A 13,608-nucleotide genomic window follows, 5' to 3' on the forward strand; every position below is an offset into this window, starting at 1 on the left:
CAGGCCCCGACCCGTAGTCACCACGAAGGGTGACGGTCAGGCGTAGCCGGCGCGGCCCGTCGACACGAGCCGGGACACGAGGCCGTCGCCGGTCTCCTCTTTCGTCACGGCGAAGCAGAGGTGGTCGCGCCACGCGCCGGCGACGTCGAGGTACCGCTCGAACAGGCCCTCCTGCCGGTAGCCGGCCTTGATCAGCACGCGCAAGCTGGGGTTGTTCTCGGGTCGCACGGTGGCCTCGAGACGGTGCAGCCCGGCGGCTTCGAAGGCGTGATCCGTCACGAGCGCGACGGCCGCCGTGGCCACTCCGCCGCGCACGATCTCGGACGACACCCAATACCCGATCCAGGCCGAGCGCAGCGACGCGCGGATGACGTTACCCACCGTGATCTGGCCGGCGAACCTTCCATCGACCGTGATCGTGAACGGCAGGCACTGGCCGCGCCGCGCGAGCCCCCGGAGCGCCGCCCACTGCGAGGGCCACGACCAGAACGCGTTGCGGTCCGGCCACGGCCCGATGCCCGTCGGCTCCCATTGCTCCAGGTGCGCGCGGTCGCGCAGCCGGATGCGGCTCCACTCGCCCGCGTCGCGCAGGCGCACCGGGCGCACCTCGACGATCCCGGCCGGCACCCGGAGCCGTCCGGGCTTGCCCGGCCAGCCGGGATGCCGGCTCTCCACCGGGTAGGTCACGGCAGCCACCGATGAGCCCGCTACGCCCGCTGCGCGAGGAAGGTGACCTTGACCTGCTCGCCCGCCGCGACCTCGGTGAGGTCCTCGTCGACGTTGATCAGGCAGTTCGCCTCCGCGAGCGACGCCAGCAGGTGCGCCCCGGACGTGCCGAGCGGCTGCACCAGGTACTCACCGTTGGCCTCGTCGCGCAGGAGCTGCCCGCGAAGGTAGCCGCGTCGGCCCTTGGTCGACGTGATCGGTGAAAGCAGGCGCGCGCCGACGATCCGCCGGTGCGGGTTGCGGGTGCCGCGCGCGGCGCGGATCAGCGGCCGCACGAGCACCTCGAACACCACCAGCGCGCTCATCGGGTTGCCCGGGATGAGGAACGTCGGCACGGAGTCCGGCCCGAGCCGGCCGAAGCCCTGCACCGAGCCCGGGTGCATGCCGACGCGTGTCATGTCGATGCGGCCGAGCTCAGACAGCGCGCCGTGCACCTCGTCCCCGCTCATGCCGCCGGCGCCGCCCGCGACCACCACGATCTCCGACATCAGCAGCCGGCCTTCGACGATCTCGCGCAGCCGCTTCGGGTCGCTCGACACGATGCCGACGCGGCTCACCTCGGCGCCCGCGTCGCGAGCGGCCGCGGAGAGCGCGTACGAGTTGACGTCGTAGACCTGGCCGACCGACGGCGTGCGGTCGATGTCCACCAGCTCGTCGCCCACGGACACGATCGACACCCGCGGCCGCGGGTAGACCAGCACCTTCGCCCGGCCGACCGCGGCGAGCAGGCCGACCTGCGCGGAGCCGATCGTGTCGCCCTTGCGCACGGCGACGTCGCCGATCTGCACGTCCTCGCCCGCGCGGCGCACGTAACCCGCCGAGGGCACGGAACGGTGCACGCTGACCTTGGCCTGGTGGCCGTCGGTGTAAGCGGTCGGCACGACGGCGTCGGCGAGCGTGGGCAGCGGCGCGCCGGTGTCGACGCGCACCGCCTGGCCGGGCTGGAGCCGCCGCGGCTGCCGCGAGCCGGCCGGGATCTCCCCGACCACGGGCAGCTGCACCGGCTCGTCCCCGGCCGTGCGGACGTCGACGCTGCGGACCGCGTAGCCGTCCACCGCGGCCTGGTCGAACCCGGGCAGCGCGTGTTCCGCGACGACCTCTTCCGCGCAGAGCAGGCCCTGCGCCTCGGAGATCGCCACGCGCACCGGACGCGGGCGCACCGCCGCGTCCAGCGTCAGCGCGATCTGCGCGTCGACGGAGCGAAACTCCGCCGACGGCTCGGCCGGCTCGGCGCTCGCGTCGGCCTGGGCAGCGTCGAGGGAGTCCGTCATGGGCGTTCGGTCCCGATCCGTTCGGTCAGCCACGCCCGTAACGATGGCCCGTAGTCGGGGGTTTCCAGCGCGAAATCGACGGCGGCGCGCAGGAAACCACCCGGATTCCCCAGGTCGTGTCGCCCGCCGCGGTGCACCACGATGTGCACGGGGTGTCCCTCGTTGATCAGCAGGGCCACGGCGTCGGTCAGCTGCAGCTCGCCGCCGGCACCCGGCTCGATCCGCCGGATCGCGTCGAAGATCGCCCGGTCCAGCAGGTAGCGGCCGGCCGCGGCGTACGTCGAAGGCGCGTCCTCCGGCTTCGGCTTCTCGACCATCCCGTGCACCTGCTTGACGTCGGGATCGTCGGTGTCGGAGACGTCGAAGACGCCGTACGGCGAGATCTGCTCCTTGGGGATGTCGAACGCGCAGAGCACGCTGCCGCCGTGCTTCGCGCGCACGGCGGACATGCGGTCCAGCACCCCGACGGGCAGCACCAGGTCGTCCGGCAGCAGCACGGCGACGGCGGTGTCCTCGTCCGTCAGGTTCGCCTCGGCCTGCGCGACGGCGTGGCCCAGCCCCAGCGCCTGCTCCTGGATGGCCACCTCGACGTCGAGCAGCTCCGTGGCGCGGCGGACCTTCTCCAGCAGCTCGGTCTTGCCCTTGTCCTCGAGCGTCTTCTCCAGCTCGGGCTGCGGCTCGAAGTACCGGACCACGGCTTCCTTGCCCGGCGAGGTGACGATCACCAGCCGTTTCGCCCCGGCCGCGGCGGCCTCCGAAGCGACGAGCTCGATCCCCGGTGTGTCGACCACGGGCAGCAGCTCTTTCGGCACGGCCTTGGTCGTCGGCAGGAATCGCGTGCCGAGTCCGGCGGCAGGCACGATGGCGGTTCTGAACGTCTGGGTGGATGCGGCGCCCGTCATGGGCGCAAAGCCTAACCTGGTCGCATGCGGGCGCCGGGCAATGAGCACCTGAGCAAGGCGGAGTGGCGCAAGCGGATTCTGCGGGCGCGCGCCTCGCTGAGCCATTCGGAGCATGCCGAGGAGGCGGCCGCACTGGCCGAAGCGGCCGCGTCGGTGGCCACGCCGACCGTCTGCGCGTACCTGCCCTTCGGCACCGAGCCAGGCACCGTCTCACTGCTGGATTCCCTGGTCAGCGCCGGTTCCCGGGTGCTGCTGCCGGTGATCCCCGACGTTCCAGGCCCCCTCGATTGGGCGGTCTACACGGGTGCCGGCGAGCTGGTCCCAGGGCGGCTTCGCGGCGTCCGTGAACCTTCCGGAGCCAGGCTCGGCGTCGAGGCGGTCGGAGCGGCGGAACTCACCCTCGTGCCCGCGCTCGGCGTGGACCGCCGAGGCGTCCGTCTGGGCCGCGGCGCCGGCTACTACGACCGTTCGCTGGTCTTCGCGGCCCCGAGCGCATCTTTGCTGGCCGTCGTCCGGGCCGCTGAGCTGGTGGAATACCTCCCCGGCCAGCCGCACGACGTGCCAATGCACGGGGCGCTGACCCCGGCCGGCCTGATCCGGCTGCCCCGGTGTGAGGCGCCGGACAGCGTCGAGCCAGGTCCAGACCTTTAAAATGGAGCCGGGAACGCCTCACGGCGGCCCACGGCGTTACCTTCGTCACATCCTCGCTGCGCCACCCGGGCCGTCCGGGCGCGGAACAGGCACGGAGCGACACCCCGCGCGGACGGTCGGCCCACGACCGCGATACCACGTTTGACCAGCGCGGGAATACGCCGGTACCGTTGATTACTAGCACTCTCGTCGGACGAGTGCCAGCGCATGGAGGAGCACCAGTGCCCACGTATCAGTACGCCTGCAAGGAATGCGACCACCGGTTCGAGGCAGTGCAGTCCTTTTCCGATGCGAGCCTGACGGTCTGCCCCCAGTGCTCCGGCCCGCTGCGCAAGGTCTTCAGCTCGGTGGGCGTGGTCTTCAAGGGCAGCGGCTTCTACCGCACCGACTCCCGTGAAGCCGCCAAGTCGAGCACCTCGGCCACGCCGGCGAAGAGCGAGGGCAAGTCGGAGACCAAGTCCGAATCGAAGTCCGAGTCCAAGGCGCCGGCCAAGTCGTCTTCGGACAGCGGTAGCTCCTCCTCATCGTCCTCCTCGGGTACGACAAAAACGGCTGCTGCCGCTTCCTGACCCCTGGTTTGTCCACACGGGGGTAGTTGTCCACAGATCGCGGATCCGCCTCTTACGGCGCCCCGCCCAGCGTCCCTAACGTCGGTTTCGTGCGGCACCTCGCCGCACGAGGAACCGACGAGGGGACGACCGTGGACACCTTGCTCAGCCGCCTTCCCGCGCTGCCCGATCTGAGCCGGCTGCGCGGCCGCCGCGCCCGGCTCGTCCGCCGCTGGCTCGCCGCGGCCCTGCTGCTGGCCGGCCTGCTCCTGTTGATCCACCCCGCCTCGGCCCGTGGTGCGCCCGGCACCGCCACGGTCGTCTCCGCCCGCGATCTGCCCGCGGGCGCCACCTTGCGCGCCGCCGACCTCCGGCTCGCCGACCTGCCCGACGGAGTCCGGCCCGCCGGAGCGCTCGGCCGGATCGACGAGGCCGCCGGCCGGCTGCTGTCCGGTGCCGCGCGAGCCGGGGAACCCCTCACCGACGCACGAGTGCTCGGCATCCCCGGGGCGGGTGAGTCCGGCCGGGCGGCCGTGCCCGTGCGGCTCGCCGACGCGGGCGTCGCGGACCTGCTCCGGCCCGGCCAGCACGTCGACGTCGTGGCGGCACCGGACGCTCTGCATCCGGCGTCCGTGCTGGCCGAGGACGTGAGCGTGGTCACCGTCAGCCGTCCGGAGACCGGCGGCGGCCGGATGCTGGGGCCGTCCGACAAAGGCCCGCTGGTCCTGCTCTCACTCCCCGTGAGCGTGGCGACACAGGTGGCTGCCACTTCGCTGGAGCGACCCGTTACGGTTACTCTCCGCTAACCCGTTCCGGTTCCAGCGGGCGACGCCGTCCCCACCGAAGTGAGCGGCCGGACCCCGCCCCAGCTTGAGGAGTGGCAGTGCTGAAAGGCTTCAAGGACTTCCTGATGCGCGGCAACGTCGTCGACCTCGCGGTCGCGGTGGTCATCGGCGCCGCCTTCACCTCGATCGTCACGGCGTTCACCACCGGCTTGATCAAACCGCTGATCAACGCCATCGGCGGCAGCGACGCCGCGCAGGGCCTCGGCTTCAAGATCCTCGGCGCGAACCCGTCCACGTTCATGGACTTCGGCAGCGTGATCAACGCGGCGATCAACTTCGTGATCGTGGCGGCGGTCGTCTACTTCCTGATCGTGCTGCCGGTCAAGCACCTGCAGGAGCGGCGCAAGCGTGGCCAGGAGCCCGGCCCGGCCGAGCCGACCGATGTGGAGCTGCTGACGGAGATCCGCGATCTGCTGCGGGCGCAGGCCACCGGCAAGAACGGCAGCTGAGTGTCACCGGTCGTGATGCGGCGGCCGGTTCTCGAGGTACCAGGAGTCCGGGGTCGCCCGGTCCTGGCCTCCCTCGTCCCGCTCGTCGGAGGTCGTCTCGGGCAGCACGTCGCCGAAGATCTCGTCGACCCGGCGGCGGGCGGCCTGGGCGTCCCGTCGTTCGTCCTGCGGCATGGATCCATCGTCCCACCCGCTGTTTGACAACTGCAGAGAGATGCGGCTCTAGACCTCTTCGAGGCCGGAGAGCTCGTCGATCACGTGCGGCACGAGCGAGGAGAGCGTGGCCATGCCGTCGCGCACCGCGGCGCGCGAACCGGCCAGGTTGACCACGAGGGTGCTGCCGGACACGCCGGCCAGGCCGCGGGAGATCCCGGCGTCGACCGCGCCCGCGGCGAGGCCGGACGCGCGCAGCGCCTCGCCGATGCCCGGGATCGGCCGGTCGAGCACGCCGGAAGTGGCGTCGGGGGTGCGGTCGCGCGGCGACACCCCGGTGCCACCGACAGTGATCACCAGGTCGGCGCCGCCGATCACGGCCGTGTTGAGCGCGTTGCGGATGCCGGCGGTCTCGGCCTCGACCACCACCACGCCGTCGACGATGAAGCCGGCCTCTTCGAGCAGCTCCGTGACGAGCGGTCCGGTGTTGTCCTCGTGCTCCCCGTGGGCGACCCGGTCGTCCACGATCACCACGAGGGCTCGGCCCAGCCGCTGTGCGCTCCGTTCCATGCCGACACCGTATCCGGTGAAGGCACCTCTCCGCCGCCGCGGGGCCTGGTCATTTCTGACGATTCGGTGACGTGGTCCGGTTCGGCCGCGCGCGCGGCCGGTGGTTCGCCCTAGCGTCGGTCAGGTGCGCGTACTGATCACCGGCGGGGCCGGGTTCATCGGCTCCCACATCGCCGACCAGCTGGCCGATTCGGGCGACGAGGTCGTGGTGCTGGACAGCCTGCTGCCCACCGCCCACGGCTCCACCGTGCCACCCGGCTACACCGGGCGGCACCGGTTCCTGCGCGGTGACGTCACGGACCCGGAACTGGTGGCCGAACTCCTCGACGGGGTCGACGCGGTCTGCCACCAGGCCGCGGTGGTCGGGCACGGCATCGACCCGTCCGACGCGCCGTCGTACGCGCTGAACAACGACTACGGCACCGCGGTGCTGCTGGCCGGCATGCACGCGGCCGGGGTGCGCAAGCTCGTGCTCGCGTCGTCGATGGTGGTCTACGGCGAGGGCCGGTACGAGTGCCCGGAACACGGGATCGTGCCGCCGTCACCGCGTCGTCAGTCCGATGTGGACGCCGGCCGGTTCGAGCCGGCGTGCGGGGAGTGCGGCGCGGAACTCGAGTGGCGACTCGTGCCGGAGGACGCACCGCTGATGCCCAGGAGTACTTACGCGGCAACGAAACTGGCACAGGAGCACCTCGCGGGCGCGTGGGCGCGCCAGACCGGCGGCACGGTCTGGGCGATGCGCTACCACAACGTCTACGGCCCGCGGATGCCGCAGAACACGCCGTACGCCGGGGTGGCTTCGCTGTTCCGCTCGTCGCTCGTTCGCGGTGAAGCGCCGACAGTGCTCGAGGATGGCCGGCAGCAGCGGGACTTCGTGCACGTCCACGACGTCGCCCGGGCGAATGTGCTCGCGCTGCGCACCGAAGGCGCGGAAGGCGAAATCACGCCGTTGAATGTCTGTTCCGGACAGCCGCACACCGTCGGCGAGCTGGCGGAGGAACTGGCCCGCGCCTGTGCCGGCCCGGCACCCCGGATCGCCGGCGGCGCGCGGCCGGCGGACGTCCGGCACGTGGTCGCCGACCCGGCCCGGGCGCGCGAACTGCTGGGCTTCACGGCCGAAACCTCGTTCGAGAAAGGCATAACCGCCTTCGCGACCGCGGAGCTGCGCGCACCCGTCGGCGGTTGAGACGAAGGTCACTTCCCGGAATCAAAACGGGGCACGCGGGTCTTGGTGCTGGGCATGCGGTCCATCGAGATGGGGAACATCGAGATCCATGCGCTGGCCGACGGCCGGATCCGGCTGCCGACGACTTTCTTTCCGGGACTCGACGTCGGGCGGCACCCCGAGGTCGTGGCGCCGGACGGCACGGTCCACGTGCCCACGGGCGCGTACCTGGTCCGCGGCGGCGGGCGGACGATCCTGGTCGACGCCGGGCTCGGCCCGCGGGAAATCGGCTTCGCCGAAGGGGTTCAGCCCGACGACGGCGACATGGGCGCGGGCGGCGGGCTGCCGCTGGCACTGAGCGAGGCCGGGGTCAGACCCGCGGACGTCGACACCCTGCTGCTGACGCACCTGCACCCCGACCACGTCGGCTGGATCGCGCCGCACGGGGTGCCGTACTTCCCGAACGCCGAGGTGCTCTACGGCGAGGCCGACTGGGCCGAGCTGGTCGAGACGGCGGGACGGCACGACTGGACGCGAATCGGCCTGGAAGCCGTGCGCGCCACCGGAAAGCTGCGCCCCTTGCGCGGCGATGTGGAGATCGCGCCGGGCCTCACCGCCCGCCACGCTCCCGGGCACACGCCGGGCCACTACGTGCTGGACATCGTTTCCGAAGGGCGCCGCGCGGTGCTGCTGGGCGACGTCCTGCACACCCCGGCCCAGCTGGCCGATTCCGGCATCAGCTCCAGCACCGACACTGACCCGTCGCTCGCCCATTTCACGCGCCAGCGGTGGCTTCGCGAGGTCGAGGGCACCGAAACGGTCATCGCGCCGGCGCATTTCCCGGGCATGCGGTTCTTCCGGGTGAGCGCGGACCGGGTGGCCGAGCCGGTGTCCGCGGTCTCCGCCGGCTGAGGGCGGTTCGGCTGAGGACGGTTCGTCGGCGACCGGTCGGGGGCCGCCGAAGGACCGTCCTCAGTGGACAGGTTCAGGACACGGCCAGCGGCAGCCGGACCTCGAACCGGCAGCCGGGGCCGTGGTTGTGCACCCCGATGTGGCCGCGGTGGGCCTCCACGAGCCCCTTCGCGATCGCCAGTCCGAGCCCGCCGCCGGCGGTGGTGCCGCTGCGTTCGGGAGTGCGGGCCTGGGTGCCGCGGAAGGCGACGTCGAAGACCCGGCCGATCTCGTCGTCCGGGATGCCGCCGCAGGAGTCGTCCACGGCGAGCAGGGCCTGGTCCCCGTCGATGTCGATCTGGACGGCGACCGTGCCGTCGGGCGGGGTGTGGCGGATGGCGTTGGAGACGAGGTTGCGGACGATCCGCGCGAGTTCCGGGTCGCTGCCGGACACCACGGGCCAGGCCTCGCCGTTCTCCAGCACTCGCACTCGCTTGCGCTCGGCCACCGGCGCCTGCGCGGCGACGGCGTCGCTCACCACGTCCCGCAGCGGCACGGCCGACATGGTCAGCCGCAACGCGCCCGCGGTGATGCGGGACAGCTCGAACAGGTCGCCGACCATGCCCGAGAGCCGGGTGCTCTCACCGCTGATGCGCTGCGCGTAGTCCGCGACCTCGCTGCGTTCGCTGACCACGCCGTCGGCGAGGGCCTCGGCCATGGCCTGGATCCCGGCGAGCGGGCTGCGCAGGTCGTGGCTGATCCAGGCGACCAGCTCGCGCCGCGACTGCTCGGCCGCGCGCTCGCGTTCGCGGGCCTCGCGCTCCCAGACGCTGCGCCGAGCGATCGCGCGGCCGAGGATGATCGCCGCTGGCACGGTGACCACGGCGACCAGCAGGCAGACGAGCAGCATCGTCGTCAGGGCCGGGGTGAACATGAACCCGCTGATGCCGAGCACCCCGGCGAGCGTGGTGACCACCGGGGTCAGCACGAGCAGCGTCATGGTGCTGGCGAGCGAGCGCCGGCGCAGCAGGTAGAGCCCCAGCCCGCCGAGCGCCGCGACGGGAAGCGCGAACAGCAGCGCGAACGGGAGGATGTGCAGGACGTGCGTGAGCATGTCCCGGAACGACTCACTGGGTTCGATCATCACTGACCCCGGTCATAGCGGTAGCCGACGCCCCACACGGTCGCGACCCGGACCGGCTTGGCCGGGTCGCGTTCGATCTTCTCGCGCAACCGTCGCACGTGGACGGTCACCGTGGACTGGTCGCCGAAGTCCCAGCCCCACACCTTCTCCAGCAGGTCAGCGCGGGAGTACGCGACTCCCGGGTGGGCGAGGAAAAACGCGAGCAGGTCGAACTCCCGGGTGGTGAGCGGGAGTTCGGCGCCGGCGAGCGTCGCCTGGCGGGCGTTCATCTGCAGGCGCAGGTCGCCGTCCACCAGTTCCGCCGCGGGCGGTGTGGGCCGCGGCATCCGGGCGCGGCGCAGCACCGACGCGACGCGCAGCGCGAGTTCCTTGGGGCTGAAGGGTTTCGTGACGTAGTCGTCGGCACCGAGCTGGAGCCCGGCGATCCGGTTCTCCTCCTCGCCCAGTGCGGTCAGCATCACGATCGGCACCTGGCTGACCTGCCGCAGCCGGCGGCACACCTCGAGGCCGTTGATGCCCGGCATCATCACGTCGAGCACCACGAGGTCGGGCTCGCGCCGGGCGAACAGCGCCAGGCCCGCGGCGCCGTCGCCGGCCACGTCGACGGTGAAGCCGGCGACCTCGAGGTAACGGCGCACGACGTCGCGCACCGTCTCGTCGTCATCGACCACGAGCACGCGGCCGGCCTGGTCTTCCATGCCTCACCTCACCAATTCGTCAGCAGGAAGTGGTTCACCGCGAGCGCGGTCACGGCCTGCGCGGCGAGCCACCAGCGGCGGCCCCGGACGGGCAGCAACGCGGTCATCGGCAGCAGCCACACCGCGAACGGTAGCCAGATCCGCTCGGTCTCGGCTTTGGACAGGCCGGAGAGGTCCGCGAACAGGATGGTGAGCACCGCCGCGACGCCGATCAGCAGCAGGGGATCACGCAGCAGGTCGCGACGGGGCTTGGTGAGGAACGCGCTGGTCACGCCGCGGCGGGCGGCGGCGATCACGGCGGGCCCGGCAGCGACGGCGACGGCGGCGAGGTCGGCCCACACCCAGTACGAGTACGGGCGGACCAGCGCGACGCCCTGGTAGTAGCGCTCGACCACGAGGTGGTAACCGTCCAGCCACCAGAAGCCGGCCAGCGCGAAGACGGCGACCACGGCGAGGGCCCCGACGATGGCCAGCGCGGCCGCTCGCCACTGCCGGCCGAGGATCGCGACGGCGAGCGCGATCAGGCCCAGCAGCACCAGGCCGTAGGACAGGAAGATGCCGAAGCCGAGCAGCACCCCGGCGCCGAGACCGACCGGCAGCGCGTAGCCGCGACGGTGCTCGAAAGCCTTGGCGGACAAGGCGAGCAGAGCGATCCCGGTGGCTGTGACACCCGCGAACATCCCGTCGCCGGAGACGCCGATCCACACCGCGCCGGGGAAGAGGACGGCGAACGGCAGCACCACACGCGCGGCGTCCGGCCGTCCCAGCAGCGCGACCGTGGCCGGCACCGCGACCGCGGTCAGTGCGCCGATCAGCACGACGGCCGTCGCCGCCCACGCGCCGCCGTGCAGCCCGAGGCGGTCGAGCCAGACGAACACGAGGGTGGCGCCCGGCGGGTGCCCGGACACGTGGGTGGTCCAGGAGTTCGGCTGGAAGTCGAGGATCCGGGAGGAGAACTCGCGCAGGAACCGCGGGATGTCGGTGATGCCGGGGACCTCGTGCAGGTACTCCTGCGGCGTGGTGAGGCGGTCAGTGAAGCCGCGGGACCAGCCGTCGACCATCGCGAGGGCGAAGATCCAGGCGAGCGCCGTCGCGTACCCGGCGACCAGGGCGCGGCGCCAGGACAGGCGCGTCACCACGGTCGGGCCCCAGAGCACAGTCGCGGCGGCGATCAGCACGGCGAACACCGAGCCCGGGCCGACGTGCGGCAGCCAGAGGGCGAACAGCGGCGGGGTCGACGCGTAGATCACCACACCGGAGTTCGGGCGGTTGTAGTACAAGCCGACCGCCGCGGCGGCGGCGACGAGCACCACGGCCGAGCCGACCGCGACCAGGTCGGGGCGCAGGCCGCGGCGGGTGCGGGCGGGGGGTTCGGGCGCGGGCGGCTCAGCGAGCCGAGCGGCAGGAGTCGACTCGCTCATCGTCCGCAGGGTAACGCCACGAGGCCCGGCGCGCGGAGCCTGGCGGCGAGCCGTGAGAACTCGGTAAGAACTTGTCACCCGGTGGGTTGGTGTCAGGAATCCGTAAGCAGCGTAAGGCTTCTGGACCATCCACTACGGACTTACGGTACGCCGTGTGACCGATCTTCAGGTAGACGTCGTACTCCCCTGTCTCGACGAGGCGGGCGCCCTGCCGGGTGTGCTGGCCGCGTTGCCGCCCGGATACCGCGCGATCGTGGTCGACAACGGCTCGGGCGACGGCTCCCCCGAGGTGGCCGCCGATCTCGGTGCGAAGGTCGTCAACGAGCCGCGGCGCGGTTACGGCGCCGCCGTGCACACCGGCCTCGAAGCCGCCACCGCCGACATCGTCTGCTTCGCCGATGCCGACGGCTCGCTCGACCTGGCCGACCTGCCCCGGCTGGTGGCCGCGGTCCGCGAGGGTGCCGATCTGGCCGTGGGCCGCCGGGTGCCGACGCACCGCGGTGTCTGGCCGTGGCATGCGAGAGCGGGGAACGCGGTGCTGTCGCTGTTGCTGCGCAGCCGTGGGCTGCCGGTGCGCGACATCGCGCCGCTGCGCGCCGTGCGACGCCGGGCGCTGCTCGATCTCGACGTCACCGACCGCGCTTTCGGTTATCCGCTCGAGCTGCTGATCAAGGCGCAGCGGGCGGGCTGGCAGGTGCGGGAATTCGAGGTCAGGTACGGCGAACGGGCGAAGGGCACCAAATCGAAGGTGTCGGGTTCGCTGCGGGGCACGCTGCGCGCGATCCGCGACTTCGGAAAGGTGCTGGCCCGATGAGCGCCCGGTTCTGCCTGCTCGTGGTGGCGAAGGCGCCGGTCCCGGGATTCGCGAAGACGCGCCTGTGCCCGCCCGCCACGCCGGAGCAGGCCGCGGAGATCGCGGCGGCGGCGTTGCTCGACACGCTGGACGCCGTGTCCGCCACTCGCGGCGCGGTCCCGGTGGTCGCGATGACCGGCGAACTCGGCGCGGCCATCCGCGGCACGGAGATCGGCAAGGCACTGCGCGGGGCGACCGTGATCGCCCAGCGCGGCTGGGACTTCGGCGCCCGGCTGGCGAACGCGCATGCGGACACGGCCGCGGTGCACGCCGGCCTGCCCGTGCTGCAGATCGGCATGGACACCCCGCAGGTGACGCCGGACCTGCTGGCGGCGGCCATCGAACCCGTGCTGAATGGTGGGCATGACGCTGTGCTCGGCGGGGCCGAGGACGGGGGCTGGTGGGCGCTGGGGCTCCGGGATCCCCGTCACGCGGAGGTGCTGGCGCAGGTGCCGATGTCGAAGGACAACACCGGTGAGCTGACGCGCCGCGCGCTGACTTCCGCAGGCTTAGGGCCGGGAGCGCTGACCGTACTGTCCGATGTGGACACCATGGCCGACGCCGAGCGGGTCGCGGCGACGCGGCCGGACGGCCGGTTCGCCCGGGCAGTCGGGGCTGTGGCGGTGACCGTCCGATGACCGCGCAATTGGCACCGCTCGGCCGGGAGTTCGACCAGGGACTGCTCGGCACGCACTGCTGGCTGGAGCTGAGGAACGGCGACCGCATCGAGCTGCCGGTCGAGCGCTGGACGGACGGCTGCGGACAGGGCGACGCCGTACTGCTCGACGCGTGCGCCGGACCGACGCTCGACATCGGCTGCGGCCCGGGCCGGCTCACCACGGCCCTGGCTGAACGCGGCGTCGCGGCACTGGGCGTGGACAGCTCCCCGACGGCCGTCCGGCTGACGCACCAGCGCGGCGGCGTTGCGTTGCTGCGCAACGTCTTCGACCGCTTGCCCGGCGAAGGTCGCTGGCACCACGCGCTGTTGGCGGACGGCAACATCGGCATCGGCGGTGATCCCGTCGCGCTGCTACGCCGGATCGCCGCCCTGCTGGCCCCCGGCGGCGACGCCCTGGTCGAACTGGACCCGCCCGGCCACGGCCTGCGGCACGACCACGTCCGGCTCCACCCGAACCCCGCCGGAACCTGGTTCACCTGGGCCTGGGTAGGCGCCGACGCCATCGCGGAGGTCGCCGCCCGAGCCGGCTTCCACGTAACCTGGACGACGAGCCGCGGCCACCGCTGGTTCGCCAGGCTGGAGCGGTCGTGAACCACAAAGACCCCACCCCTGAACCACCCGCGCCGGGCTCGGCGGCTTCGC

The 13,608-nt window shown here is 72.3% G+C and carries 17 protein-coding genes; 9 read left to right on the forward strand and 8 right to left on the reverse strand.

What is annotated here, in order from left to right:
• Positions 1 to 36: 36 nt before the first annotated feature.
• The 3 genes from OG371_RS09905 to OG371_RS09915 are packed head-to-tail and all read right to left on the reverse strand — an operon-like array spanning position 37 to position 2,899.
• Positions 37 to 696, reverse strand: coding sequence for a GNAT family N-acetyltransferase (locus tag OG371_RS09905; RefSeq protein WP_329067801.1), 660 nt, complete (start codon positions 694 to 696; stop codon positions 37 to 39).
• 11 nt (positions 697 to 707) lie between these two features.
• The gene (glp, locus tag OG371_RS09910; protein ID WP_329067803.1) at positions 708 to 1,997 is read right to left on the reverse strand and encodes a molybdotransferase-like divisome protein Glp; all 1,290 of its coding nucleotides are present in this window, start codon (positions 1,995 to 1,997) and stop codon (positions 708 to 710) included.
• Complete coding sequence (locus tag OG371_RS09915) at positions 1,994 to 2,899, reverse strand: UTP--glucose-1-phosphate uridylyltransferase (RefSeq protein ID WP_329067806.1); 906 nt, start codon at positions 2,897 to 2,899, stop codon at positions 1,994 to 1,996. Before OG371_RS09915 ends, glp begins: the two co-directional genes overlap by 4 nt.
• 24 nt (positions 2,900 to 2,923) lie before the next feature.
• On the opposite strand from OG371_RS09915, the gene OG371_RS09920 reads away from it, so the two are divergent.
• The 4 genes from OG371_RS09920 (at position 2,924) to mscL (ending at position 5,392) form a co-directional block, all read left to right on the forward strand.
• The gene (locus OG371_RS09920; RefSeq protein ID WP_329067808.1) at positions 2,924 to 3,550 is read left to right on the forward strand and encodes a 5-formyltetrahydrofolate cyclo-ligase; all 627 of its coding nucleotides are present in this window, start codon (positions 2,924 to 2,926) and stop codon (positions 3,548 to 3,550) included.
• A gap of 221 nt (positions 3,551 to 3,771) precedes the next feature.
• Positions 3,772 to 4,119, forward strand: coding sequence for an FmdB family zinc ribbon protein (locus OG371_RS09925; RefSeq protein WP_329067811.1), 348 nt, complete (start codon positions 3,772 to 3,774; stop codon positions 4,117 to 4,119).
• A gap of 131 nt (positions 4,120 to 4,250) precedes the next feature.
• The gene (locus OG371_RS09930) at positions 4,251 to 4,904 is read left to right on the forward strand and encodes an SAF domain-containing protein (protein ID WP_329072976.1); all 654 of its coding nucleotides are present in this window, start codon (positions 4,251 to 4,253) and stop codon (positions 4,902 to 4,904) included.
• Positions 4,905 to 4,981: 77 nt separating this feature from the next.
• A complete protein-coding gene (gene mscL / locus OG371_RS09935; protein ID WP_329067813.1) occupies positions 4,982 to 5,392 on the forward strand; it encodes a large-conductance mechanosensitive channel protein MscL in 411 nt (136 codons plus the stop codon).
• Between the two features lie 3 nt (positions 5,393 to 5,395).
• Here mscL and OG371_RS09940 read toward each other — a convergent pair whose 3' ends face one another.
• Positions 5,396 to 5,566 (reverse strand): hypothetical protein, encoded by a 171-nt coding sequence (locus OG371_RS09940; protein ID WP_329067815.1) that lies wholly within the window; start codon positions 5,564 to 5,566, stop codon positions 5,396 to 5,398.
• A 48-nt stretch (positions 5,567 to 5,614) separates the two neighbouring features.
• Complete coding sequence (locus OG371_RS09945) at positions 5,615 to 6,115, reverse strand: MogA/MoaB family molybdenum cofactor biosynthesis protein (RefSeq protein ID WP_091617475.1); 501 nt, start codon at positions 6,113 to 6,115, stop codon at positions 5,615 to 5,617.
• 124 nt (positions 6,116 to 6,239) lie between these two features.
• On the opposite strand from OG371_RS09945, the gene OG371_RS09950 reads away from it, so the two are divergent.
• Positions 6,240 to 7,301, forward strand: coding sequence for an NAD-dependent epimerase/dehydratase family protein (locus tag OG371_RS09950; protein WP_329067819.1), 1,062 nt, complete (start codon positions 6,240 to 6,242; stop codon positions 7,299 to 7,301).
• Between the two features lie 54 nt (positions 7,302 to 7,355).
• The gene (locus OG371_RS09955; RefSeq protein ID WP_329067821.1) at positions 7,356 to 8,192 is read left to right on the forward strand and encodes an MBL fold metallo-hydrolase; all 837 of its coding nucleotides are present in this window, start codon (positions 7,356 to 7,358) and stop codon (positions 8,190 to 8,192) included.
• 73 nt (positions 8,193 to 8,265) lie between these two features.
• On the opposite strand, the gene OG371_RS09960 is transcribed toward OG371_RS09955, so the two are convergent.
• The 3 genes from OG371_RS09960 to OG371_RS09970 are packed head-to-tail and all read right to left on the reverse strand — an operon-like array spanning position 8,266 to position 11,434.
• Positions 8,266 to 9,315: a sensor histidine kinase gene (locus tag OG371_RS09960; protein WP_329067823.1), complete on the reverse strand. Its 1,050-nt coding sequence runs from the start codon at positions 9,313 to 9,315 to the stop codon at positions 8,266 to 8,268.
• Positions 9,315 to 10,013 (reverse strand): response regulator transcription factor, encoded by a 699-nt coding sequence (locus OG371_RS09965; RefSeq protein WP_329067825.1) that lies wholly within the window; start codon positions 10,011 to 10,013, stop codon positions 9,315 to 9,317. The genes OG371_RS09960 and OG371_RS09965 overlap by 1 nt, the downstream gene beginning before the upstream one ends.
• 8 nt (positions 10,014 to 10,021) lie before the next feature.
• Positions 10,022 to 11,434 (reverse strand): hypothetical protein, encoded by a 1,413-nt coding sequence (locus OG371_RS09970; RefSeq protein WP_329067827.1) that lies wholly within the window; start codon positions 11,432 to 11,434, stop codon positions 10,022 to 10,024.
• Positions 11,435 to 11,588: 154 nt separating this feature from the next.
• On the opposite strand from OG371_RS09970, the gene OG371_RS09975 reads away from it, so the two are divergent.
• From OG371_RS09975 to OG371_RS09985, 3 genes are read left to right on the forward strand one after another with little or no spacing between them, the layout of a single operon-like run.
• On the forward strand, positions 11,589 to 12,248 hold the full coding sequence (locus OG371_RS09975; protein WP_329067829.1) for a glycosyltransferase family 2 protein: 660 nt from the start codon (positions 11,589 to 11,591) through the stop codon (positions 12,246 to 12,248).
• Positions 12,245 to 12,925 (forward strand): TIGR04282 family arsenosugar biosynthesis glycosyltransferase, encoded by a 681-nt coding sequence (locus tag OG371_RS09980; protein ID WP_329067831.1) that lies wholly within the window; start codon positions 12,245 to 12,247, stop codon positions 12,923 to 12,925. The genes OG371_RS09975 and OG371_RS09980 overlap by 4 nt, the downstream gene beginning before the upstream one ends.
• Positions 12,922 to 13,557 carry a class I SAM-dependent methyltransferase gene (locus OG371_RS09985; protein WP_329067832.1) on the forward strand — a complete coding sequence of 212 codons (636 nt, stop codon included), beginning with the start codon at positions 12,922 to 12,924 and terminating at the stop codon, positions 13,555 to 13,557. Before OG371_RS09980 ends, OG371_RS09985 begins: the two co-directional genes overlap by 4 nt.
• The last annotated feature ends 51 nt before the right edge of the window (positions 13,558 to 13,608 follow it).

Source organism: Amycolatopsis sp. NBC_01480 (assembly GCF_036227205.1).
Lineage (GTDB): Bacteria > Actinomycetota > Actinomycetes > Mycobacteriales > Pseudonocardiaceae > Amycolatopsis.